This window comes from Thermodesulfobacteriota bacterium (assembly GCA_040753795.1).
In the GTDB taxonomy this organism is placed as follows: Bacteria; Desulfobacterota; Desulfobacteria; order Desulfobacterales; family Desulfosudaceae; genus JBFMDX01.
On sequence record JBFMDX010000004.1, the window covers coordinates 98,715 to 122,499 of the forward strand.

Consider the following 23,785-nt stretch of genomic DNA (forward strand, 5'->3'; position numbering starts at 1 on the left):
AGCTCCTTCTTTTATTTTCCCCGGCTGTTTCCGCCGATTCCGGCCAGTTGCAGGGCCTTTTGAATGGCCATGGCCTTGTTGACCGTTTCCACCCGCTCCTTTTCCGGGTCGGAGTCGGCCACGATGCCGGCCCCGGCCCGAACCGTCAGCCGGCCGTGTTCCACCGCGGCCGTGCGGATGGTAATGGCCAGATCCATGTTGCCGGAAAAGGAAACGTATCCGACCGCTCCGCCGTAGGGCCCCCGCGGATCTTCCTCCAGTTCGCTGATGATTTCCATGGCCCGGATCTTGGGCGCGCCGGAAAGGGTCCCGGCCGGAAAGGTGGCCGCCAGCAGATCCCAGGCGTCGTATTCCTCTTTCAGGCCGCAGCAGATGTTGGAGACCAGGTGCATGACGTGGGAGTAACGTTCCACCACCATCAGGTCGGTCACCTGGACCGTGCCGGTTTCCGCCACCCGCCCGAGATCGTTGCGGCCCAGATCCACCAGCATCAGGTGTTCGGCCCGCTCCTTTTCATCCTTGAGCAGTTCGTCGGCCATGGCCCGATCCTCCTGTTCGGTTTTGCCCCGGGGCCGGGTGCCGGCGATGGGCCGCAGAATGGCCGTGCGGTTTTCCAGGCGCACCATGGTTTCCGGCGAGGAGCCGATCAGGGCCATATCGCCCAGATGGAGAAAGTATAGATAGGGCGAGGGATTGATATAGCGCTGGGCCCGATAGAGGGTCCACAGGTCCGGCGCCGGTGAGCAGGAAAAGGGCTGGGAGATGACCGCCTGAATGATGTCACCCTGGCGGATGTGTTCCTTGGTGACGCGGACTTTTTCCCGGTAGGCCTCGTCATTGTATTCAGGGGCGATGGCGCACGGCGCGGCCGGGCGACTGGTTTCAGTTCCTTCCGGCATGGGGCCCTCGATGATGGCCAGCATGGCCTCCAACCGCGCCACGGCCCGGCTGTAAACCGCCCGCAGCCGCGCCGAGGCGTGGTCCCCGGCCGCGTCCTCCGTAAAGGCGATGACCAGGGCCACCAGGGTATGCCGGATATTGTCGAAGATGATCAGTTCCTCGGGGATCATAAAATCAGCCAGGGGCTTGTCCTCCGGCCAGCGGTTGGCAATGGCCTCGAAAAACGAAACGGTTTCATAGGTGAAATACCCCACCAGCCCGCCCCAGAAACGCGGCAGCTCCGGCACGGCCGCGGGCCTGTACCGGGCCATGACCGACCGCAGCACCGGCAGGGGTCGCCCGTCATGGGGCAGAACATCCGTCCGGCCGTGTTCCTCCACCTCCACCCGCTGCCGGAAAACCCGGACCCGGACCCGGGCCGACGTGCCCAGAAAACTGTACCGGCCCCAGCGCTCACCGCCCTCGGCGCTTTCAAAAAGAAAAACCGGTCCGCTGGTTTTGTAGAATTTTTTCAGCAGGGACACCGGGGTTTCGGTATCGGCCAGAATTTCAGCGCAGATCGGCACCACGTTGGCGTTCTTCGCCAGGGCCAGGAAGGTTTCTTCTTCCGGAAAACGGTTAAGCAGCATAGTCTCTCCTTGTCATAAAATACAACAGGCCGCGGGTTGTCTTGCCGCGGCCTGTTCCAAAACAAAAAACCGCGGACATCATTTTGCGATTGCCCACGGTTTTGATTTTTTCGTTTTATTTGTTGATTCGGCTGATCAGACTCCGTCGGCAGACCGCAAACGCCAGGCCCGCCACCACCAGTTGCCGTTGTAATTAATTCTGACTTTTTTTGCCTGTTGAATATTCATTCGAATTTCCATAAAAACAATTTGTATGGGCTTTTTAATATGGTATTGAAAACCAGTTGTCAATAACATTTTTAAGGCGTGTTCCTATGCGTGCTGAAATCCTGGCCACCGGCAACGAGGTGCTGACCGGAACCATCGTCGACAGCAACTCCGCCTTTATCGCGGCGGCCCTGGAAGAGACCGGCATCGAGGTCCGGCGCCACACCTGCGTGGGCGACGATATTGAGCTGATCGCCGCCGCCGTGCGGGAAATCGCCGGCCGGGCCGACGTGGCCCTGATCACCGGCGGGCTGGGGCCGACCGGCGACGACCTGACGGCCGAGGCCGTGGCCCGGGCCGCCGGCGTGAGACTGGCCTTTGACGAAACAGCCGGTGCCTCGGTGCGGCGGTTCTTTGAAGAACGCGGCATGAAAATGCGGGAAACCGATCCCAAGCAAACCCTGCTTCCCGAAGGAGCGGTCTGCATCCCCAACAGCGTCGGTTCAGCGCCCGGCTTTTCTCTGAATGTGGGCAGGTGCCGGGTGTATGTGATGCCGGGTGTGCCCTTTGAAATGGAAATCATGATGACCGCCTCCGTGCTGCCGGATATCGTTTCCCGCCAGGCCGGAGGGAACCTTCATGCAGCCGGCCGGACCCTGTCGGTGTTCGGTCTTCCGGAATCCGAGGTGGGGCGCCTGATCGCCGGCATCCCGGAGCGGTTTCCCGGCGCGCGCTACGGCATCCGTGTCTCTTTCCCGGAAATGTTCGTCAGGATCTCCACCCGCGACCAGCGCAAGGACGCCGCTGAAGCTTTGGTGGAAAAGGCCGCCCGCTGGACGCAGGAGACCATCGGCGAGTGCGTTTTTTCCGGGCAGGGGCTGTCCCTTCCGGCCGAGGTGGGCCGGCTGCTGGCGGAAAAGAAGAAAACCGTGGCCGTAGCGGAAAGCTGCACCGGCGGCCTGGTGGGCCACCTGCTGACCAACAATCCCGGCAGTTCCGATTATTTTCTGCTTTCCGCGGTCACCTATGCCAACACGGCCAAGACGGCCGTGATCGGGGTCCCGCAGGAAACCATCGACCGGTATGGCGCCGTCTCCGAAGAAACCGCCCGGGCCATGGCCGCCGGCGTCCGCCGCCTGACCGGCGCCGACTACGGGCTGGCCATAAGCGGCATTGCCGGTCCGTCCGGCGGATCCACCGACAAGCCCGTCGGCACCGTCTGCATCGGCCTGGCCGCGCCCGAAGGAGAATTCGGACGTACGCTGAAACTTTCCTTTCAGAACCGGTCCATGAACAAGCGGATTTTCGCCTTCGCCGCCCTGGAAATGCTGCGCAGGCAGCTCCGGTAGTGCGGACCCTGTTTCCTTGATGACAGCAAAACTTCCGGATAGGACTTTGTTGCCTGAAGGGTTCAAGGGTCCGAGGATTCAAGGGGTCGAGGGTAAGGAATTTTTTATAGTAGATTATAGCTCAAGGTTGGATAATCAATGAACAGGGTTGACTAATGGCTGTAAAATTGGACGCAAGGCTGGATGGATTGAGAGCTTCTATAATCCCTTGACCCCTTGAATCCTCTACCCCTAGAACCCTTTTTGCAAGCGAAAGTATAGCCAGTGACACCCAGTCTTAACTATATCAGCAACGCCATCGTCAAGGCCGGCTCCCTTATCAACGGCATGGGCAGCCCGGTGAGAATCAGTGTTTTTCTGCATATTGAAAACGGTCGCATCGCGGCCATATCCGGTATCCGGCCGAATGTTGACCTGCCGCTGGTGGATCTGGGCGGCTGCACGATTCTGCCCGGTTTTATCGACTGCCATGTGCATCTGTTCATGAACGCCGAAACTTCCGGAGAAACCCGCGCCAACCTTTTTTCGGCGGATTACGACACCCTCCGGCCGGTCATCCGCCGGAATGTCGATCGGCTGGCAGCGCGTGGCGTGGCGGCCGTCCGGGACGGGGGAGATCCCGGCGCCCATGCCGTCCGCTATAAAAACGAATTCCTCAGCGGCGAAAACACCCCCCTGCGCGTCATGGCCGCGGGCCGGGCCTTCTACAAGCCGGGCCGTTACGGAAAAATCGTCGGTGGTCCGGCCGTCAACGGCAACCGGCTGCTGGCCGCCGTCGGCCGCAGTATGGAAACCGCCGACCACGTCAAGCTGATCAACTCCGGCATCAACAGCCTGAAGATATTCGGCGAGCAGACCGAGCCGCAATTCCTCGTCGATGAACTCAAGGCCGTGGTCCGCCTGGCCAGGAAGAACAGGAAGAAGATCATGGTTCACGCCAACGGTGAGGTTCCGGTCAAAGAAGCCGTTGAGGCCGGGGTCGATTCCATCGAACACGGATATTTCATGGGCCGGGACAACCTGGAGCGCATGGCGGAAAAAGGCGTCTTCTGGGTGCCCACCGCCAGCCCCATGCAGGCTTTCGCCCAGATGGGCCAGGAAGGCGGCGACGTGGCTGCCCGGAACCTGGAAAGCCAGATGGAACAGATTGCGTTTGCCAGACGAATCGGGGTACAGATCGCCCTGGGAACCGACGCGGGCAGTCCCGGCGTCTACCATGGCGACAGCGTCATTAAGGAACTGAGCCTGCTGCTGGACGCGGGCTATTCCGTGGAACAAGCGGTTCATTGCGCGACTTCAAACGGGGCCGAGTTGCTGGGATTGACCAATCTCGGCTGCCTGGCGCCCGGTCTGCCGGCTTTTTTTATCGCCGTCCCGGGCTCTGTTGAAAACATCCCCAAAAGCTTAAAGCAGATTCAGGTGTTCCGGCCGGCCGACGGAGAAGGGTAGCTACCGGATCTCTCCTGGCGTCGCTGGATTTTTGGCGGCAACTGCGATATGGTCGATGTGTTAAAAATTCAGGACCATTGATATGAACCGCACCCGCTGGCTTGTTTTTTCCATCAGCGTTTTTGTGTTTTCCACCATCGCCCTGGGCATCTCCCTGTGGCTGTTTATTTACTGGTACATCAAGGTCAGGAGCGGGCTCCAGTCTTTGATGATCCGGTTTAACATCAGCCAGACGGACGTGGCCTCGGTTCACACCTGGGTGGTCATCACCGTGCTCTCCATCCTGGTGGGGCTGATTCTGATCGGGCTCTTCCTCATCTTTTATTATAACCTGAAAGCCTTTCAGCTCTTCCGCATGCAGAAGAACTTCATCGACAACTTCACCCATGAACTGAAAACGCCGGTCACCTCCCTGCGGCTTTTTCTGGAAACCTTTCTGCGGCACGATCTCAAAAGAGAGGAGCAGGTCAAGTACCTGAATGCCATGATCGAGGACGTCAACCGCCTCTCCTCGACCATCGGCAGCATCCTTAACCTGGCCGAGATCCAGGGAAAAACCTACGCCGGCCACTTTGAGGTCCGGGACATTGTCTCCTTTACCTCCCGGTTTATCGAAAAAAACCGGCATGTGTTTAAAAACGCCGTCATCCGCATGGACAACCGGACCAGCGATCCCTGCTGTTTCTGCCGCATCAACGACAACCTGTTTGAAATGCTGCTGATGAACCTGCTGACCAATGCCGTTAAATACAACACCTCCCGAACCCCCCGGGTCGATATTCTTTTTGAACAGCAGAACAACAAATATATTGTCCGCTTCATCGACAACGGCATCGGCATTCCCCGGTCCGAACGGAAAAAAATATTCAAAAAATTCTACCAGGCCGGCGATGCCCAGACGCGGTCGGCCAAGGGCAACGGCCTGGGCCTCTATCTGGTCGCCGGCATCGTCAAGGTTCACCGCGGAACCATTCAGGTAGAGGCCGCTCCCGGCGACAGCGGTACGGATTTTACGGTGACCCTGCCGGCTGCCGAAACGCCGGCGGCAGGAGAAGAGGAGGGCCGGACATGAACCACTCAAGCGCCAGACGGATTCTGATCATCGAGGATGAAAGCCATATCGCCGAGGCATTGAAACTGAACCTGTCCATGAAGGACTATGAGGTGATCTGGGCGCCGGACGGTATGTCCGGCCTGGATCTATGGAAAAAGGAAAATCCGGACCTGATCGTGCTGGATATCATGCTGCCGGGCATCGACGGTTTTTCGGTTCTCCAGCGCATCCGCCTGGAGGACGAAAAGCTGCCGGTTCTGATCCTGTCGGCCAAAACGGAACCGGCCGACAAGGTAAAAGGCCTGTCCTGCGGGGTGGACGACTACCTGACCAAACCCTTTGACCTGGAGGAATTCCTGCTGCGGGTGGAGCGCCTGCTGACCCGGTCCGCCTGGAGCAAGCAGCAGATGCCCGCGGCTTCGGTTCCATCCGTTTATTCCTTCGGCGGCAACACCATCAATTTTGACACCCTCCAGGCCGACTGTCGCATGGGCCTGATCACCCTGACCGAGCAGGAGGCCACGCTCTTAAAGCTTTTCATCGCCAACCAGGGAAAGAATCTTTCGCGCAAGCAACTGCTGGAAATCGGCTGGGGATACACCGGCGGCACCACCACCCGGACCATCGACAACTTTATCGTGCGGCTGCGCAAGTATTTTGAGAAGAACCCGAAAAAACCCCGGCACTTTCAAAGCGTCCGGGCCGTGGGTTATCTGTTCGATCCTGATCCGGGAAAGTAAGACTGCTATAGCCGCCGCAGATCCCTGACCTTTTCCGCCGGGTCAAAGGCCGTCCGCTCCACCATGCGGATGGTTACGTCCCAGCCCAGAAACTCGCTGACCGCCTGATGCAGCTTTTCAACATACTCCCGCTGCCTGCCCATCTCGTCAAAAAAAGTCTTGTCGCTGATCTGAATCAGCACCGTCAACTGGTCCTGACCGTGCCGGTTTTCCACCAGCAGCTGATAGGCCGGCATATGGCCGCCTTCGGAAGCCAGCAGCGCGCCGATCTGGTCGGGCACGATGCTGCCGCCCCGCATGACGATGGTGCCGTCACAGCGCTTGAATATCCGGGCAAGGCGGCAATGGGTGCGGCCGCAGGCGCAGGGTTGGAAATCAAGGCGGGTCAGGTCGCCGGTGCGGAACCGGATCAGGGGATAGGCCTCCTTGGTCAGGGTAGTGATGACCAGTTCGCCTTCGCTGCCCGGGGGCAGGGGCTGGAGGGTTTGCGGATCGATGATTTCCGGAATGAAATGGTCCTCGAACAGGTGCAGACCGTTTTTGGCCGGGCATTCCCAGGCCAGACCCGGACCGAAGACCTCCTTGAGGCCGTAAATATCCGTGGCCGTTATCCGCAGGGCCGACTCCAGGGTCTCCCGGGTCGACTCGGACCAGGGTTCCGAACCGAACAGGCCGTGTTTTAAAGACAGGTCCATGACGCGGATATTCTGTTTTTCCATGGCGTCGATCAGGCGCAGGGCAAAGGAAGGGGTGGAGACAAAAGCCGTGGCCCGGAAATCCCGCATGATCCTGGCCTGGCTGGCCATGCGCCCCACCGACATGGGAATGGCCGAAGCCCCGATCTGCTCGGTGCCCAGTTGAAAACCGAAGGGACCGATCAGCTTGCCGGGGACCAGGGCCACCTGGACCACGTCCTCGTTGTTGACGCCGACGGCGGACAGGCCCCGGGCCATGAGCATGCCCCAGTTTTTCAGATCGTTTTTGGTGAATCCCACCACCTGGGGCTTGTCCATGGTCAGGGCCGGCGCGTGCAGCCGGACAACCTCCCGCAGGGGAACGGCGAACATATCGTAAGGATAGTTTTCCCGCAGGATATCGCGGGTGGTAAAGGGCAGCTTTTTCAGGTCATCCAGGCCGGTCAGATCGTCCGGCATGAAATCGATGCCGCGAAACGTCTGATGATAATGGCGGACGTTCTTGTAGACCCGGTGCAGGGTGGCCTGAAGCCGTTCCAGCTGAACCTGCCGGATCTCCTCCCGGTCCAGGCATTCGTTCCGTTGATCCCAGAATTTGCTCATCTGGCTCCTCCGGTTAGTTTTATCATTCCCATATTTCCCGCTGATCCTTCCCCAGATACGCCCGCTTGACCTCCTGGTTGGCCAGCAGGGCCTGGGCCGAATCCTCCAGGATGATCCGCCCGGTTTCCATTACATACCCGCGGTCAGCCACACTCAGGGCGGCCCGGGCGTTCTGTTCCACCAGCAGCACGGTCAGATCGGTTTCCTTTTTCAGGCGGTCGATGATCTGGAATATCTCTCTTACGATCAGCGGCGCCAGGCCCATGGACGGCTCGTCCAGCAGCAGAAGCCGGGGCCGGATCATCAGCGCCATGGCAATGGCCAGCATCTGCTGCTCGCCGCCGCTTAAAGACCCGGCGTACTGTTTTTTCCGCTGCCGTAAAATCGGAAACAGGTCGAGCATTTCGTCTATGGTCGCGTCCAGTTGCTTGCGGCCGCGCATTTTGTAAACCAGAAAACCGCCCATCTCCAGGTTTTCAAACACCGTCATGGGCCAGAAGATCTGCCGGCCCTCGGGCACCTGGGCGATCCCCAGGCGGACCTTTTTTTCCACCGGCAGTCCGGTGATATCGCGGCCTTCAAAGGAAATAGATCCCTCGCGGATAGGCTGCAGCCCGCTGATGGACCGCAGCAGGGTGGTCTTGCCGGCGCCGTTGGCGCCGATCAGCGTGACGGTCTCGCCCTTGTTGATATGAAGCGACACGTTTTTGAGCACGTGGGCCAGGCCGTAGTAGCTGTTGATATTCTGAATCCGAAGCATGGCCGACATGCGTGGCGCTGCCTTTCTTAAAAAAGTCCGTCATTCGCCCAGGTAGGCGGCGATCACTTCCGGGTTGAGTTGCACTTCCCGGGGGGTGCCCCGGGCGATCAGGCTGCCGAAATTGATCACGTTGATCTGCTCGGAAATGTCCATGACCAGTTCCATATCGTGCTCGACCAGCACCACCGTGATCCCCATATCCCGGATCTTCCGGATCAGTTCGCCCATGGCCAGGGTTTCGCGCGCGTTCAACCCCGAGGCCGGCTCATCGAGCAGAATCATGCGGGGCTCCATGGCCAGTCCCCGGGCGATCTCCAGAATCCGCTGGCTGCCCAGGGGCAGGCTGGCCGCCGACAGCCGCGCCAGCTCTCCCAGGCCGGCAAAATCCAGCCAGTGGGCGGCCTTTTCCCGGATCTCTTTTTCCTCGCGCCGGAAAAACGGCGGAATCAGCAGCGAGGCCAGGAACCCGGACCGGGACTGCAGGTGACGGCCGACCATGACGTTTTCCAGCACGCTCAGGTTGGGAAAGATCTGAACGTTCTGAAACGTGCGGGCGATCCCCATTTCGGCGATGGCGTATACCGGACTGGACTGGATCTCCCGGTCGCCGAAGCGGATGGCGCCCCGGGTCGGCCGGATAAAGCCGGTGATCATGTTGAACACCGTGGTTTTTCCGGCGCCGTTGGGTCCGATGATGGCGGTGATGCTGCCCTGGGCCACCGCCAGGTCCAGTTCGTTGACCGCCACGACCCCGCCAAAAACCTTGCACAGGGACCGGATTTCCAGAATCAGCCCGCTCACTTTTCCGTCCCGGCTCCCCGTGAATCCATGATTTTTCTCGTTTTTTCCGCCAGATCGGCCAGCCCGCCGGCGATCCCTTCCGGCAGAAACAGCATGACCAGCAGGAGGATGGCCCCGTAAATCAGGGTGTCGTAATCCGACTGGTATTGGATGCCGGTATCTTCAAAATATTCGGACAGAAGGGAAAGCAGTTCCGGCAGCAGGGACAGGAACACCGCGCCGCCGACCGCGCCCCAGATGTAATGCATGCCGCCCACCGCCACCATGGTGACCAGCAGCACCGAATGCATGACCCCGAAAGGCCCGGGATCGATGTAGTTGACGTAATGGGCGTAAAGGCTTCCGGCGATGCCGGCGTAGATGGCGCTTAACACGAATACCTGGATCTTGTAGCGGGCGGTGTTGACCCCCAGGGAACCGGCCGCGTCCTCGCTGCCGTGGACCGCCATCAACCCCCGCCCCACCCGGGAGTGGATGAGGTTTAAGGCGAAAAACAGGCCGGCAAAGACCAGCGCCCAGGTGAAATAAAAAAACCGGGTGTCCGAATCCAGCGCCAGGCCGAACAGCCGCAGCCGGGGGATGTTGTTGATTCCTTCCGGCCCGCCGGTGATGCCGGTGGCCGCCACGGCCACAATATAGAGGATTTCACCAAAGCCGAGGGTGGCCATGGCCAGATAGTGGCCCTTGAGCTTCAAGGCGGGAATGCCGATGACCAGGGCCATCAAAACGCAGCCACCCACGCCGGCAGCCATGGCCGGCCAGATTCCCACGCCCATTTTTACGGTCAGGTACCCGGAGACATAGGCGCCGATGCCGATGAAGGCCGCGTGGCCCAGGGAGATCTGCCCGGCGTAGCCCATGAGCAGGGACAGGCCGATGCAGGCCAGACAGTTGATGCCGGCGAACACCAGCATGCCCAGGTAGTAGTCGTTGCCCACGGCCTGAGGCGTGACCAGGATCAGCAGCAGCAGCACCACCAGTCCAATATAGTGTTTCGCACCCATGGTCAGAACTCTTTGAACCGCGCCGCTTCACGGTCCCCGAAGATGCCGCTGGGCCGGACGAAGAGAACGATCAGCAGAATCAGCAGGGCCACGGCGTCCATGTAATGGGAGGAAATGTATCCCGCGGCCATGGCCTCGATCACGCCCAGGATCAGGCCCGCCGCCACGGCGCCGAAGCTGTTGCCCAGTCCCCCGACCACGGCCGCGCCGAAGCCTTTCAGGCCCAGTAGCGCCCCCCGGCCGTAATCCATTTGAATGACCGGCGTGATGATGATGCCGGCAATGGCGCCGATGGCGGCCGACAGGGCGAAGGACAGCATGATCAGGTTGCGGTCGTTGATGCCCGCCAGCCGGGCGGCGTCCCGGTTGATGGCGCAGGCGCGCATACTTTTACCGGTCATGGTGTAATTGAAGAAGTAAACAAACAGGCCCACCGTCAGGACCAGGGCGCCGATGATCCAGAGGGTCTGGGGAAGAATAGTGGCGCCCAGCACATGAAGGCTTTCTTCACCGGAGAAATGCCGCATGTGGCGGGACTCCTTACCCCAGAAAAGCATGGCCAGCCCCTTTATCAATATGGATACCGCGATGGTGATGATGATCAGCCGCAGCACCGAGGGGTTTTTCACCGGGTTGATGGTGGCGCGCTCCATCAGCACGCCCACGGCCATGACAAAGGCCGCCGTCAGCATAAAGGCGACGGGCAGGGGCAGGGGCAGGACCATGGTCAGGGTGACCATCATCAGCCCGCCCAGGACCACGAACTCGCCCTGGGCGAAATTGATGATGCCGGTGGCGTTGTAGATGATGTTGAACCCCATGGCCACCATGGCGTAGATGCAGCCCCGCTGGATGCCCATGAACAGGAACTGCAGGAAATCGGAAAACTGGCCGCCGCTATCCATTATGGTTTTTCTGCCTATAATTATAAAGACGCGTGGGGGGAGCGTATTCCCCCCACGCGTCTTATTCTTGCCGCAGAAACGGCGATCAGTCTTCCAGCACCACGAACTTTCCACCCTTGACGGTCAGCATTTCAAAGGCGTTCTTGTCCAGCCCGCTGTGATCCTGGGCCGACATCTTGAACGCGCCGCCGGTGCCCGTGAACTCGGTGGTTTCAATGGCGTCGCGCAGTTTGGCCGGGTCATCGCCGACTTTCTTGAGGGCGTTGACGACAATGTGCAGGGCGTCAAAGGCATGTCCGCCGAAGGTGCTGACCGGCTCGTTGAACTTGGCTTCATATTTGGTTTTGTATTCGGTCAGAACCGCCTTCTGGGGATGATCGGCGGCCAGGGTATCGACAGCCAGGAGCCGGCCGGCCGGGAAAATAATTCCTTCGCCGGCTTCGCCGGCTGCTTCCGCGTATTTGATGTTACCGAAGCCGTGGCTCTGATACAGCGGGATCGTCAGATTCAGCTGTTTCATGTTTTTGGGAACAATGGCCTGGGCCGGCTCGATGGACCAGTTGATGACGGCCTGGGCATTGGCTTTACGGATGTTGACCAGCTGGGCGGTCATGTCCGTGTCGGTGGGCGCGTAGGTTTCGTCGGCCACGAGATTGATCTTGTATTCCGCGGCCAGGGCCTTGAGCTGGGTGCGGCCGGCATCGCCAAAGCCGCTGGTGGCGGTGATCAGGCCCACGTCCTTGATGCCCTTGGAGATCATGTGCTCGTAAATCCGGCGGACGGCGTCGCTGTCCTTCTGGGGGGTCTTGAAAATCCAGTATCTTTCCGCCACGGGTTCAACAATGGCGGCGGCGGCGGCACAGGAGACCAGCGGAATCTTGGCTTCCTGCATGATCGGGATAATGGCCATGGTGGTGCCGGTAACCGACGGTCCGATGATGGCGCAGACCTTGTCCTTCTCGATCAGCTTCTTGACGGCGGTGACCGCCCGGGTATTGTCGGCCTGATCGTCTTCAATGATGAGTTTGATCTTGCGGCCGTTAATGCCACCAGCGGCGTTGATTTCATCGGCCAGCATTTCGGCGGTTTTCTTTTCCGGTTCACCCAGCCAGGCCGCTTTGCCGGTCACGGCAAACAGGCAGCCGATCCGGATTTCTTCGGTTTCGGCATAAACCATTCCACCCCAAACGGTTAAAAGAACCAATCCTACTGCCAATGCCAGAACTGTTTTTTTCATTCCCTTCCTCCCTTTTATCGTTATTATGGTTTCACCCGGGGCCGCCCCGCCGGGAAAGCCCTTTTTTCAAGAGCTATCCGCGTTCGCGAGGTTTTTACTCCAGCATCCGGATGTTGGCTCCCTTGAGAAGCGCGATGGCCCGATCCACGTCGTCAAAGCGGAAAATCAGCATGGCCGATTCCCCCGGCTTTTCGATGAACGCGTACAGGTACTCGATATTCAGGCCCTGCTCCTCGATCCCGGCCAAGGTCCGGCCCAGGGCCCCGGCCTCATCCGGAACCTGCACGGCCACCACTTCGTTCTGCTTGACGATAAAGCCCCGCTCCTTCAATGCGGCCAGGGCTTTTTCGTTGTCGTTCACTATCAGTCGGAGAATACCGAAATCGGAGCTGTCCGCCAGGGCCATGGCCCGGATATTCACACCGGCCTCTCCCAGCGCGGTGGCAATATGGGCGATCCGGCCGGACCGGTTTTCCAGAAACACGGAAAGCTGGGTAATCCTGTTGTGGGCAGTCAAAATAATCGTCCTTATCCGTTCAGGGGTAAAAGGTCAGCAGGCGCTGTCCATCCCCCGGACTGTTTGAAATGTTTAGTTATAATGATAAAGACACTGCTTTTATACCCTTTGCCTATAACAGGATCGGTCAGTCCTGTCAATATTTTACAGTTTTTTTCAAGGAGGATCCGGAAGGAGAACCCGTTTTTATTGTTGACAATCAAAAAACCAGGTTGTATTTTGTCGACAATCGACTGTTGACAGTCAAAAGAAAAGGCTGCTTCAATGACATTCATGGCCGCACAAAGTTTGCCGGAACAGATTGCCGACCACATCCGGGAAAAAATCATCCGGTTTGAGCTCAAACCGGGCGAAAACATTCGTGAAGCGCAACTGGCCGCCGATCTCCAGGTCAGCCGCAGCCCGGTCCGCGAGGCACTGAAGTTACTGGAAAAGCAGCGGCTGGTGGAACAGACCCCGCGCAAGGGAACCAAGGTCACCGGCCTTTCCAGTGAATACATCACCTCTCTTTACAATATTACCGGCGCCCTGATTATGCTGGCCGCCAAAGAGTGTACGGAAAAAAGCACACCGGAGGACCTGCGAAAGATCAACCAGACCGTCCTTGACGCGGCCGACGCCGTGCGCCGTAAGGATATTCACGCTTATTACACGGCCTTTTTCGATTTCAGCCTGGCCTGTCTGAAGGCCGCCCGGGACCCGCTGCTGGAGGAAATGATTCTGGATCTGCTGCCGGGTGTCCGCCGCATGCAATATCTGACGTTTACGCTGCGTAGAGAAAGCCTGTATGAAAACCTGGCGGTTATCGAAAGAGGCAACGGCTATCTGCAGCAGGGAAACAGCAACATGGCCGTGGAAACGGTTTTTGAATACATCACCAAGGAAAAAGAGGTCGCCCTGAAAACACTGGAAACCGGACTTCAGATTATCAAGGACCTGCCGGTCAGCACCGTCAGGGAACCTGCCGTCAAATCAAACGAACACCGGGAGCAATTATAACATTATGGAAAAACAAGAAAAATTCTCTTTACCATCAGGGGCAACGGAAAACCCGGCTTTTCGGGAACTGCTGGAGCAGATCAGCAACACCAGAGAAATGCGGTTGCTGGCCGGAAACCTTATCCCCGAGCTGATCCGCCTGTGGGCGGTCAGCGGAACCGGCGCGGGCATGGCCAGAAGCACCTTCCGGAAAAGCGTCGCGGCTGCTGCCGGCGGTAGCATCAGAAACGCCATGCTGGATGAACAAGGGCTGGCCCAGGCGCCGGAACTGCATACGCTTGCGGGCGATCCGGGGTTCGCACGCCGGGCCTCCGCCCAGGCCGGGGAAATGGCCGGCAGCGTGCTGGCCGTGCTGACGAAAACCGCCGGAGTGATCGAAAGCCTTGACGTGAACGTGAAAAAGGAGCTGATCGAAACGATCATCCGCGATCTTTCCACCGGCAAAAGCGCCACCCTGATCACCTCCTGCCTGCGCGCCGTAAACGACATTCATAAAAACGAACCCGGGTTCCTGGCCCGCGTTCTGGCCCCGGAGTTTGAAAAATGGCTCCGTAACATGGACTTCGGCGAACTAAAAGAGGTCCTCGAATCCAGCACCCCGGGAATTTCCACACTGGTCCAGATGATCAATACGACCCTGTGGAAATACCCTGCCAAGGTGATCTCGCTGGTGGTTCTGCTGCCCTCCTTCATTAATATAGCCCTGGACGCCATCGCCCAAACAGCCGGCTCCTTCAACGAAAAAGGCACTCCCGACATGGTGGCCGACGTCCTGCTCTCCGTTTTAAAAGAAACGGACGCCCGGGCGGTGGCCCGGCTGATTAACGAACAGGCCGAAATGATCCGGGGCTTTCATGTGGGCTGCGCCCTGATCGGCGAGCCCGGCTCACCCCAGTTGCCCAACGATCTGTCCACCGTGCTCGATGCCGTTTTCAAAGGAATAAACCGTGACGTGCTGTGGAAAGCCAGGGGCGCGCTGGCGGATTTGAAAAGCCAGGCCAGTTGCGCTCTCACGGATGTCCTGGCGGACAATCCGGACATACTGACCGGCATCCTGGCCTCGAACAGCGCGGTTCACAATGCCCGCATCCGGGCCATCAGCCACCGGCTGTCCACCCTGGAGGGGTTTGTTCCCGAGGCCATCACCGGCGCGATGGGTCATTCCCTGGCCGGACTGGATGTTCAGGAAGGCGCCAGTATTATAAATTCCGCGGCCGCGCTCCTGACCCGGCTGCTTGACGCCCGGCCTGAAGAAATCAAAGACAAGGCCAAAGCCCTGGTTGACGCCCTGGATCTCTACGGTGTTTCGCAGCTCATGGAAACAACCGGAGCGGTGGTCGGCCAGGCCCTTCGGCCGCTGGCCCGGGCCGTCGTCCCCGGTCTGGCGCGGGGGCTCTTCAGTGCCCTGACGGCCGAGGATGACGAATTCGAGGATACCGCTGAAGCCGCACGGAAGACGCTGGCTGATTTACTCAAGTAAAGGGAGGCTGAATATAATGTTTGATTCTTTTTACGAGGCCACGACCACCATTTTCAACCAGTCGATTCAGGCCTGGAAGGAAAGCGGTAAAAAAGTCGTCGGCTACACCTGTTCCTATGTGCCGGCGGAAATTTTCTTCGCCGCCGATATTCTGCCGGTCCGCATCCGGGGCATTGAAACCGAAGGCATGGATATCGGCGACGCCTACTTCGGCCCCTTTATCTGCTCTTTTCCCAAATGCATCCTGCAGCTGGCCGGCAAGGGCAAATACCGCTTTCTGGACGGCGCCATCATTACCCCCGGCTGCGACGCCATGCGCCGGCTGGACGAATGCTGGCGGAAGGCCGGGGAGGATTACCAGGGAATCGTGCCGCCGTTTTTCTATTATTTTGACGTACCCCATAAGACCCTGCCCCACGGCATGAAATGGTTCCAGGAGGAAATCCGGTATCTGATCGATTTCGTGCAAAAGCACTTCGGTCTCTCCATCAGCGACGAGGCCCTGCGAAAAGCCATCGCGCTTTACAACCAGGGCCGGCAGATGCTCCGGGAGCTGGAGGAGATCCGTACCCGGGCCGACGTGCCCATTACCGGGACCGAGGCGTTTGCCGTGACCGTGGCCGGCACGGTCATGCCCCGGGACGTGTACACGGAAAAACTGGGCCGGCTCCTGGAAAGCCTCAAGACCCGACCGCCGGTTTCGGCCGGAAAAAAGCGGCTCATGGTCATCGGCAGCATCAGCGACGACATTGAGATCGTCGAGCTGATCGAAAAAAATCCCAACGCCCTGGTGGTGGCCGAAAACCTCTGCTTCGGCGTGCGCTACGAGGGAAACCTGGTGGCGGAAACCGGCGATCCGGTCATGGCCATGGCCGAGAGCTATCTGGGCGAGTGTACCTGCCCCCGGATGTTCGGCAAGTACCCGGAGCGACTGGAAATCCTCAAGGAAAAAATCGCCGCTGCCGCCATCGACGGCGTCATCATGCAGAACATCCGTTTCTGTGACCTGCACGGATCGGAACACGGTCTGCTGGAGCGGGACCTGGAAAAAGCGGGCATTCCCTGCCTGAAAATCGAACGGGAATACGGCCCGCTGACGGACACCGGCCGCATGCAGATGAGAATTCAGGCCTTTCTGGAGAGAATCTCCAAATAGAACCTACCGAAATTCAGGAGGACGGGTATGAGAGCGGAAGTAAAGGAATATAATTTTGACTGGATGATGAACCGCGGCGTCGCGGCGGCTTCTCTGGCCGCGGACGGTACGGTCAAGGAAAGGGATCTTTTGCTGCGGTATGTGCCCTACTTCAAAGGCCCCCTGGAGGCCATTCTGGGGGAAGGCGAGCCGGGCGCGGAGTTTCTGAAAATGATGGCCAAATTCTTCGATAACCTGCTGACGGCCCACCAGAAAGGGAAAAAAATCGCCGCCACCACCTTTTGCTTTTCCCCGGCGATCCTTTATGCCGTGGACGCCGTGCCGGTGACCTTTGAAATCCTCACCGCCCTGGCCAGCATGATGTGGAAACGCGGCGCCTTCGACTACCTGGATTTCGCCTGCGAGGCCGGCCTGACGGAAACCTCCTGTTCCTCGCAGAGAGGCGCCATCGGCGCCTATTTCGCGGGGCTGGGAGAAGAACCCGACTTCATGGTCTGCGACACGCCCGGCGTCTGCGACACCAACGCCAATGCCTTTGCCTTTGCCTCCAACTACCTCAACAAACCCTTCTTCCAGCTCAACTATCCCCAGCGACTCAATGACGGCCGCACCAGCCAGTATCATATCGACGATTTCAAGGCGCTGATCACGTTCCTGGAGGAGCAGACCGGCAACAAGATGGATTACGACCGGCTCAAACGCGTTCTCCTGGAAGTGGAAAAGCAGGACACCATCATCGCCGACATGGAAGACATGCAGATGGCCGTTCCCAGTCCGGTGCCGCCCCTGTACAACATGTTCATCTACGCCGGCCGCTTCATCTGCTCCGGCCTGCCCGAGTACACCACGGCCCTTGAAAAAATGCGGACTGCCGTCCGGCGGAACCTGGAGAACGGAATCTGCGGCCTGAAATCAGGGGTCGAGAAAAAGCGGTTGTTCATGTGTTATATCGATCACTACACCGTGGACATGACCTTCTGGAAATGGCTCGACTACAAAGGACTCTCTCACCTGGGTTCCATCCTGTCCAAAACCTTCATGGAAGGCACGGGCTATACCAAAGACATCGACGGGTCGGCCTATAAAATGGACACCAGTTCCGAGGAGGCCATGCTCAACAGCATCGCCCAGCTCAACGCCCGCCTGCCCATGGTCCGTTCCATCCGCGGTCCTTATGACCAGCCCAACATGTGGCTGGACGAAACCCTGGCCGTGGCCCGGGCCTACAAGGCGGATTGCATCATCTACAACGGCACGCCGGGCTGCCGCAACACCTGGGGCATGGTCAAACCGTTTGCCCGGGATCTTGAAAAAATGGGATATCCGACTTTTATCATGTATGACGACGCTTTTGACGATCGGGTGGAATCGTGGGAAAACACCAGAGCCCGGCTGGAAGAATTTTTTACCGTAAGGGGGTTGCTATGAGTATTGTCGCCGGATGCGATGTCGGTTCGCTGACATCCAAGGCCGTTATCATGAACGGCCAGAAAATTATCGGATCAGCTATCATCCGCTCCAAGGCCCGGCCCGAGGAGTCGGCCATGGCGGCCATGGATGAGGCCCTGGGGTCGGCCGCAAAGGCGGCGGCCATGGACAAACCCCTGGCGGCGGCCGGGACAACACTGAACCAGATCGCCTATTCCGTCGGTACCGGATACGGCCGGGATAAAATACCCTTCATCAACGAAACCCGCTCGGAAATCGCCTGCCACGGCAAAGGCGCCCGCTGGATGGTGCCGACGGTGAGAACCGTGATCGACATCGGCGGTCAGGACTGCAAGGCCATCAAGTTAAATGACGCCGGCGAAGTGGAAAATTTCATCACCAACGACAAATGCGCCTCGGGCACCGGCCGCTTTCTGGAGGTCATGGCCGATGTCCTGAATGTGGGCATCCATGAGCTGGGAGAAATGTCCGCCCGGGCGCGTTCCCCGATCATGCTGGCCTCCACCTGTACGGTCTGGGCCCAGGCGGATGTCATCAAGTACCTGAACTCGGGGTACCTGCTGGAAGATATCGGCGCCGGCATCAACAGCGCCATGGCCAAGCGGGTGGCCATCCTGGCCAACACCATCAAGGTGGAAAAAGAGATCTGCATGACCGGCGGCGTGGCCAAAAACAGCGGCGTGGTCGCCACCCTGGAAAAGATTCTCGGGCACCGCATCCGGAAAATCAGGCGGGCCGATCCCCAACTGGCGGGCGCCATTGGAGCGGCGGTATTCGCGTTTGAAAAACTCAATGGGCAGCAGGGAGAAAAGATATGATTACAGCAGGCTGTGATATCGGTTCGCTGACCGCCAAGGCCGTTATATTAAAAGACAATAAAATAATCGGCCAGGAAGTGATCCGCGTCAAAACCAATCCGGCGGAATCCGCCAACGAGGTCCTGCGGCTGGCCCTTGAAAAGGCCGGGGTTTCCCAGTCGGATATCCGGGCCGCGGTCGGTACCGGTTACGGCAAGGATCATATCTCCTTTGCCGCTTCGACCCAGTCCGAAATCTCCTGCCACGCCAAGGGCGCCTGGTGGAACCTGCCGTCAGTCCGCACCATCATCGACATCGGCGGTCAGGACGCCAAGGCCATCCGCATCGATGAAAAAGGCAACGTCGCCCGCTATATTTATAATGACAAATGCGCTGCCGGCACCGGCCGTTTTCTTGAGGTCATGGCCAGGGCGATGGAAGTGAAGCTGGAAGAGATGGGCGCTCTTTCCGCGCAGGCAAAGGAAAAAATCCGGATTTCCAACCAGTGCGTCATCTTCGCCGAAACCGAGGTGGTCTCGCTGATCAACGAAGGACGGGATGTCCGCGATATCATCAACGGCCTGCACCATGCCATGGCCAACCGGGTGGCATCCCTGGCCAAAAGCATCGAGGTTCACGAAGACGTGGTCATGACCGGCGGCGTGGCCAAAAACAGCGGCATGTTCAACGCCCTGTCCGAAGGACTGGGGGTTCCGGTCAAGGCCCTGCCCATCGATCCGCAGATCAACGGCGCCCTGGGCGCCGCCCTGTTCGCCGCGGAACTGGCGGCCGGAAAGTGACGTCCGCACATGGGCCTGTTTGATCATCACCTGGAGCAGATCAGGGCGTTTCTTGGCACCCGGACCGGACAATCGCCGGAAATGGTGTTTACCGCCGCGCCCGACCCGGACTGGCCTTCCGGCGGTAACAGCAATCTGGTGCTGTCGGCCGACACGGCCGTGGAGCTGGGCAGCCCTAAAACCGCCGCCACCTCGTTTCTGCTGTGGACGGACCGCCCCGCCGCCGTCGATCACGGCAAAATCCACCTGATCGGACCGGACATCTTCCGGGAAACCCGGCCGCTGACCCCTTTTGGTAAAGCGGTTCTGGTGGAGGTTTCCGGTTTTGACGAAACCAACAGCTACGATCGCTGGCGGGAGATGGAACTGGCCAAGTACGATGTCAGCCTGGCCGGCTACATGATGCGGGCGGTATCCCAGTACCAGCGGGAGTGGAGCCGGATCAGCCGGAAAGCGGTGGCTGACGGCTTTTCCCTTGCCCTGCTGGGCGGCTCCCTAATCCGGGAGTTGAGGAAAAAGCCCTATGTCCGGGGCGTGGAAATCGTTTTTGTCACCTCGACCGAAGCGGATGTGCTGGCCCTGAAGACCATCGGCGACGGCGTGGCGGAAATCACCGGCGCCATGAACAAAATGGTCGAGGAGATGGATTTTGATTGTTCGTCCTGCGAATTCAAGCCGGTCTGTGACGATGTGTCGGAACTGCGCAGCATGCGCAAGGCCATGAAGGAAAAAACAAAAACCAGCGGATGAAAGTGTCGGATGAAAACCAACCTGTTTGACCCTTTTCTGGAAGAACCCGCCGGCCCCCTGGTCCAGCAGGCCATGGAAAACGGCGGCATCGCCGTCGGCTACACGTGCAGCTACGTCCCGTCCGTGCTGCTGTCAATTCCGCCGCTGTTTCCTGTCCGAATGCGGGCTCCGGGAGCGTCCGGAACGGAACTGGCCGATATTTATCTGTCCAAGCTGACCTGCTCCTACACCCGCAGCCTGCTGGAATTTTCCATGGATTTTCGCTATGACTTTCTGGGCGGCTGGGTCCATGCCGCCAGCTGCGACCACCTGCGGCGGCTGAACGACAACATGACCTACCTGCTGTCCCCGGATTTTTCCCACATCATCGACGTGCCGCACCGGGCCGGAAAAGAAGGGTTGGACTGGTTCCTGGAGGAGCTGAAAATTCTGATCGGGCGGCTTGAAACTCACTTTGGCCTGACCATCTCCGACGACGATCTTGCCCGGGCCATTGCCGATTACAATAACTTTGTCGGGCTGCTGACCTCCGTTGCCGAGCGCCGCAAAGAAGACCTTCCGCCGCTGTCAGGAACGGAATTTCATAAAATGATGCTGGCGGCTTTCACCTCTCCCCGCCATCTGATCCGGAAACCCATCGAAACCTTTCGGGACAGCGTCCGGGAACGGAAAAACATCAAGGCCCCGCGGGCCCGGCTGATGCTGGTCGGCGGGCAGATGGACGATCCCCGCTATATCGATACCATCGAATCCACCGGCGCCGTGGTGGTGGCCGACCGGTTCTGCACCGGCTCCATCCCCGGGCTGGATCCCATTGGTCCGGCGGAATCTCCGCTTCGCGCCATCGCGGAGCACACGCTGCTGGCCCCCTCCTGCCCGCGCATGATGGAGGATTTTGACCGGCGGCTGAAACAGATCGTGGACACGGCCGCGGCCTACCGAGTGGACGGCATCCTTCTGGAGTTTATCAAATTCTGCGACACCTGGGGCGTCGAGTCAGCCTCGCTGGTGGCCGCCTTGCGGGAATCCGGTCTCCGGGTTTTATCTCTGGAACGGGAATACAGCGGCACCGGCCTGGGACAGCTTCAGACCCGGGTACAGGCCTTTCTGGAAAGCATGGGAAAATAATAATGAACCTTGTCCGCTCGACGCTATATGCCAAACACGTGATTTCGAACTGGACGGCCATCGCCGGCATGGGCTGGCGCAACGGTCCGATAAAAACCCTTCGCAATCTTGAGCGTTATCCCTGGATGAAGGTCTTGCTGCGGGCCAACCTGCTAAACGAAAAATTCGGAAAAAACCGGGATGACGCTTATTATGAAGCCACCCTGCTGGTGATTTCCTATGTGGTCAAGGGGTTTGTCGAAATTCTGGACGACATGTTCCTGCGGGGCGAACGGCTGATCATTCACGAGGACATGGTTCCGCCGGAAATTTTTCGGGCCATGGGGCTGACGCCGTTCATGGCCGAACTCCTGGGCATCGCCCTGCCCATGATCGATCCCCATGCCGTGGAACCATACATCGACCGCTCGGAAAACGCGGGCGTGCCGCCGGATGTCTGCAGTCTGCCCAAGAGCACCATGGGTTTCGTCCTGGCCGGTGAGCTACCCCCGGGCCTGGCGCTGATCTCCTCCAACCTGCCCTGCGACGGCGGCATGTCGTCCTATACCCTGATTGAGCGCACCCTTAACCTGCCAACGTTCCGACTGGACATTCCCCATCATTTCTACAACGACCGGGCGAGAGACTATTTTACGGAAGAACTGCGGCGGCTTATCCGCTGGCTGGAGACCCACACCCCGGGAAAAATGAACTGGGACAGGCTGGCCGCCATCTGCAATGAACGGAACCGCATGGTGGAGCAGGAACTGGAGCTTTGGGACATGCTCAAAACCCGGCCGGCGCCGCTGGCCGCCGAACCGATTTATTTGAGCCATCTCTGGGGCGCCAACGTGTCTCCGGGAAAGCCACAAACCACCCTGCTGTTCAAACGCCTGTGCGATCTGGCCCGGAAAAACCTTCAGTCCGGAAAAGGCGCCCTTCCCAATGAAAAGTACCGGGCTTTGCTGTGGAACCCGCCGCTGCTGCATGCCGTGGACCTGTTTAACTGGGCGGAAACCGCCTACGGCGTATCGCTGATTATCGACAGCATGTCTTACAATCGCCGGGAACCCTATATCGACACCTCCTCCGAAGAGACCATGCTGCGGGGCCTGGGCATGAACATCATGGAGGGTCCCATGGCCCGTCACACCCGCGGTCCGGCCCAGAACTATCTGGATGATATTTTCGACATGATCAAGCAGTTCGACATTGACATGCTCTGGGTGGCCGGCCACGTAGGCTGTAAAAACACGGCCGCCTTAAACGGCGTGCTGCGGGAAAAATGCCGGGAACACAAACTGCCCCTGCTGATCATCAACTACGATTTGAGCGACCCGCGCATCGTCTCCAGAGACGGCATTCTGGAGCAGGTCAACCATTTCATGGAAAACATCATGAAGGCCCGGCGCCTGGATATATGACGGGAGAAAAAATGAGTTCTGAAAACGGTTTCTACGCCGGCTGCGACGTGGGCTCCACCACCGGCAAAGCGGTCATCATTAAAGAAAACAAAATCGTCGGGTCGGCCATCATGCCCGGGGAGATCGATCCCGGGGAAACCGCCTCCCGCGTGCTGGAAATGGCCTGCCGGCAGGTTGCGGGCCTGTCGGGCATCAGCGGCCTCACCCGGCTGATCGGAACCGGATACGGCCGCAACGAAGTCCCCTTTGCCCATGATAATATCTCGGAAATCACCTGCCATGCGTCCGGCGTCTTTTTCTGCAAACCGGACGTTCGCACCGTCCTGGATATCGGCGGCCAGGACGTCAAAGCCATCGCCATGGACGAAAACGGCCGGGTCCGCGAGTTTGTCATGAACGACAAGTGCGCCGCCGGCACCGGCCGTTTTCTGGAAATGATGAGCCGAATCTTCAAAATGGACCTGGACCAGTTTTCCGATCTCTCCCTCCAGGCCCGAGCCGTCATTCCCATCACCTCCCAATGCAGCGTTTTTGCTGAAACCGAGGTCATCAGCCTGCTCAGCAAAAAAAAGCCCGCCGCCGACATCGCCGCCGGCATCCAGGCATCCATTGCCAAACGCAGCTTCACGCTTTTAAAACGGGTCGGCATCCAGCCCAAAGTGACCGTTACCGGCGGCTGCTCCAAAAGCAAGGGGCTGATCATACACCTGGCCCGCCTGTTGAGAATGGAACCGGAACCGCTGCCCGTCGATCCCCAGTTGATGGGCGCCCTGGGCGCCGCGGCCGAAGCCCGAAAGCAGGCCACCGGTAATAGATAATATCAAAGCCAAAAAGAGAATAACCGGTTTTAGCCACTCCCGAGGCGGAGGAAAAGCACCGGCATACACGCCGTTTTTTTGCGTGGTCCGGAAGGTATGTCCAAAAAATATTGACTTCTGTTGCCCCTTCAGGTGTATAATAAATCCGCTTTCAT

The 23,785-nt window shown here is 59.0% G+C and carries 22 protein-coding genes; 14 read left to right on the plus strand and 8 right to left on the minus strand.

The window, feature by feature from the left end; genetic code table 11:
* Positions 1–11: 11 nt before the first annotated feature.
* Positions 12–1,529 (minus strand): anthranilate synthase component I family protein, encoded by a 1,518-nt coding sequence (locus tag AB1724_06835; GenBank protein ID MEW6077506.1) that lies wholly within the window; start codon positions 1,527–1,529, stop codon positions 12–14.
* Between the two features lie 314 nt (positions 1,530–1,843).
* Here AB1724_06835 and AB1724_06840 point away from each other — a divergent pair, with 314 nt between their 5' ends.
* The 4 genes from AB1724_06840 to AB1724_06855 all read left to right on the plus strand — a co-directional run bounded on the left by AB1724_06840 (position 1,844) and on the right by AB1724_06855 (position 6,328).
* A complete protein-coding gene (locus tag AB1724_06840) occupies positions 1,844–3,085 on the plus strand; it encodes a competence/damage-inducible protein A (GenBank protein MEW6077507.1) in 1,242 nt (413 codons plus the stop codon).
* A gap of 264 nt (positions 3,086–3,349) precedes the next feature.
* Positions 3,350–4,534, plus strand: coding sequence for an amidohydrolase family protein (locus AB1724_06845; protein MEW6077508.1), 1,185 nt, complete (start codon positions 3,350–3,352; stop codon positions 4,532–4,534).
* 82 nt (positions 4,535–4,616) lie between these two features.
* Complete coding sequence (locus AB1724_06850) at positions 4,617–5,606, plus strand: HAMP domain-containing sensor histidine kinase (GenBank protein ID MEW6077509.1); 990 nt, start codon at positions 4,617–4,619, stop codon at positions 5,604–5,606.
* Positions 5,603–6,328: a response regulator transcription factor gene (locus AB1724_06855; GenBank protein MEW6077510.1), complete on the plus strand. Its 726-nt coding sequence runs from the start codon at positions 5,603–5,605 to the stop codon at positions 6,326–6,328. Before AB1724_06850 ends, AB1724_06855 begins: the two co-directional genes overlap by 4 nt.
* A gap of 5 nt (positions 6,329–6,333) precedes the next feature.
* Here the strand turns inward: AB1724_06855 and AB1724_06860 are convergent, their stop codons facing one another.
* From AB1724_06860 to AB1724_06890, 7 genes are all read right to left on the minus strand, one after another.
* Positions 6,334–7,626, minus strand: coding sequence for a phenylacetate--CoA ligase (locus tag AB1724_06860; protein ID MEW6077511.1), 1,293 nt, complete (start codon positions 7,624–7,626; stop codon positions 6,334–6,336).
* A 22-nt stretch (positions 7,627–7,648) separates the two neighbouring features.
* Positions 7,649–8,386 (minus strand): ABC transporter ATP-binding protein, encoded by a 738-nt coding sequence (locus tag AB1724_06865; GenBank protein ID MEW6077512.1) that lies wholly within the window; start codon positions 8,384–8,386, stop codon positions 7,649–7,651.
* Between the two features lie 39 nt (positions 8,387–8,425).
* The gene (locus tag AB1724_06870; GenBank protein MEW6077513.1) at positions 8,426–9,187 is read right to left on the minus strand and encodes an ABC transporter ATP-binding protein; all 762 of its coding nucleotides are present in this window, start codon (positions 9,185–9,187) and stop codon (positions 8,426–8,428) included.
* Positions 9,184–10,191, minus strand: coding sequence for a branched-chain amino acid ABC transporter permease (locus tag AB1724_06875; protein ID MEW6077514.1), 1,008 nt, complete (start codon positions 10,189–10,191; stop codon positions 9,184–9,186). Before AB1724_06875 ends, AB1724_06870 begins: the two co-directional genes overlap by 4 nt.
* Positions 10,192–10,193: 2 nt before the next feature.
* Positions 10,194–11,096 (minus strand): branched-chain amino acid ABC transporter permease, encoded by a 903-nt coding sequence (locus AB1724_06880; GenBank protein MEW6077515.1) that lies wholly within the window; start codon positions 11,094–11,096, stop codon positions 10,194–10,196.
* An 85-nt stretch (positions 11,097–11,181) separates the two neighbouring features.
* Positions 11,182–12,333 carry an ABC transporter substrate-binding protein gene (locus AB1724_06885; protein ID MEW6077516.1) on the minus strand — a complete coding sequence of 384 codons (1,152 nt, stop codon included), beginning with the start codon at positions 12,331–12,333 and terminating at the stop codon, positions 11,182–11,184.
* Positions 12,334–12,427: 94 nt separating this feature from the next.
* Positions 12,428–12,850, minus strand: a complete 423-nt coding sequence (locus tag AB1724_06890) for an ACT domain-containing protein (GenBank protein MEW6077517.1) — start codon at positions 12,848–12,850, stop codon at positions 12,428–12,430.
* 273 nt (positions 12,851–13,123) lie between these two features.
* Between AB1724_06890 and AB1724_06895 the strand changes: the two genes are divergently transcribed.
* The 10 genes from AB1724_06895 to AB1724_06940 are packed head-to-tail and all read left to right on the plus strand — an operon-like array spanning position 13,124 to position 23,630.
* The gene (locus AB1724_06895; protein MEW6077518.1) at positions 13,124–13,849 is read left to right on the plus strand and encodes a GntR family transcriptional regulator; all 726 of its coding nucleotides are present in this window, start codon (positions 13,124–13,126) and stop codon (positions 13,847–13,849) included.
* 4 nt (positions 13,850–13,853) lie between these two features.
* Positions 13,854–15,329: a hypothetical protein gene (locus tag AB1724_06900; GenBank protein MEW6077519.1), complete on the plus strand. Its 1,476-nt coding sequence runs from the start codon at positions 13,854–13,856 to the stop codon at positions 15,327–15,329.
* 16 nt (positions 15,330–15,345) lie between these two features.
* Positions 15,346–16,485: a 2-hydroxyacyl-CoA dehydratase family protein gene (locus AB1724_06905; protein ID MEW6077520.1), complete on the plus strand. Its 1,140-nt coding sequence runs from the start codon at positions 15,346–15,348 to the stop codon at positions 16,483–16,485.
* A 27-nt stretch (positions 16,486–16,512) separates the two neighbouring features.
* Positions 16,513–17,913: a 2-hydroxyacyl-CoA dehydratase family protein gene (locus AB1724_06910; GenBank protein MEW6077521.1), complete on the plus strand. Its 1,401-nt coding sequence runs from the start codon at positions 16,513–16,515 to the stop codon at positions 17,911–17,913.
* The gene (locus AB1724_06915; protein MEW6077522.1) at positions 17,910–18,752 is read left to right on the plus strand and encodes an acyl-CoA dehydratase activase; all 843 of its coding nucleotides are present in this window, start codon (positions 17,910–17,912) and stop codon (positions 18,750–18,752) included. Before AB1724_06910 ends, AB1724_06915 begins: the two co-directional genes overlap by 4 nt.
* Complete coding sequence (locus tag AB1724_06920) at positions 18,749–19,531, plus strand: acyl-CoA dehydratase activase (GenBank protein ID MEW6077523.1); 783 nt, start codon at positions 18,749–18,751, stop codon at positions 19,529–19,531. Before AB1724_06915 ends, AB1724_06920 begins: the two co-directional genes overlap by 4 nt.
* Before the next feature lie 9 nt (positions 19,532–19,540).
* On the plus strand, positions 19,541–20,281 hold the full coding sequence (locus AB1724_06925; protein MEW6077524.1) for a hypothetical protein: 741 nt from the start codon (positions 19,541–19,543) through the stop codon (positions 20,279–20,281).
* A gap of 9 nt (positions 20,282–20,290) precedes the next feature.
* On the plus strand, positions 20,291–21,409 hold the full coding sequence (locus tag AB1724_06930) for a 2-hydroxyacyl-CoA dehydratase family protein (GenBank protein MEW6077525.1): 1,119 nt from the start codon (positions 20,291–20,293) through the stop codon (positions 21,407–21,409).
* 2 nt (positions 21,410–21,411) lie between these two features.
* The gene (locus AB1724_06935) at positions 21,412–22,812 is read left to right on the plus strand and encodes a 2-hydroxyacyl-CoA dehydratase family protein (GenBank protein MEW6077526.1); all 1,401 of its coding nucleotides are present in this window, start codon (positions 21,412–21,414) and stop codon (positions 22,810–22,812) included.
* An 11-nt stretch (positions 22,813–22,823) separates the two neighbouring features.
* Positions 22,824–23,630, plus strand: coding sequence for an acyl-CoA dehydratase activase (locus tag AB1724_06940; GenBank protein ID MEW6077527.1), 807 nt, complete (start codon positions 22,824–22,826; stop codon positions 23,628–23,630).
* Positions 23,631–23,785: the final 155 nt, after the last annotated feature.